The sequence below is a fragment of the Variovorax sp. 01N429 genome, from assembly GCF_056399425.1.
This window is the reverse complement of record NZ_JBFTRG010000117.1, coordinates 1-458: the sequence shown is the minus strand read 5'-3', so window position 1 is coordinate 458 and position 458 is coordinate 1. Positions and strand designations below refer to the sequence as shown.

General features: G+C 71.4%; 1 protein-coding gene. It reads left to right on the top strand.

The window, feature by feature from the left end; translation table 11 throughout:
- Positions 1 to 91: 91 nt before the first annotated feature.
- Positions 92 to 458: Glu/Leu/Phe/Val dehydrogenase dimerization domain-containing protein (locus AC1DSF_RS30855; RefSeq protein ID WP_478184116.1), on the top strand; the 367-nt coding region annotated here is incomplete at its 3' end.

The following is a 458-nucleotide window of genomic DNA, read 5'->3' as shown; positions in this document are numbered from 1 at the left end:
GTGGCGCCCCCGCACAGCACCCCCGCGGTCCTAGGGTTGGGGCAGACGCCCGCGACCACCCATCCGCGGGCCGGACTCGGGAGTCACCACAGTGACGACAAGCACCACGGGCACCACGACGCGGACCGGCACCCCGGGACCCGTGTTCGGCAGGGGCACCGGCCACGAGCAGGTGGTTTTCTGCCAGGACGAGGCGAGCGGCATGCGCGCCGTCATCGCGATCTACTCCACCGCCCTGGGCCCCGCCCTCGGCGGCACGCGTTTCTACCCGTACGCGACCGAGGACGAAGCCGTCGCGGACGTCCTCAACCTCGCCAAGGGCATGGCCTACAAGAACGCCCTCGCCGGACTCGACCACGGCGGCGGCAAGGCCGTGATCATCGGCGACCCAAAGCGCGACAAGACCGAAGCGCTGCTGCGCGCCAAAGCGCGACAAGACCGAAGCGCTGCTGCGCGCC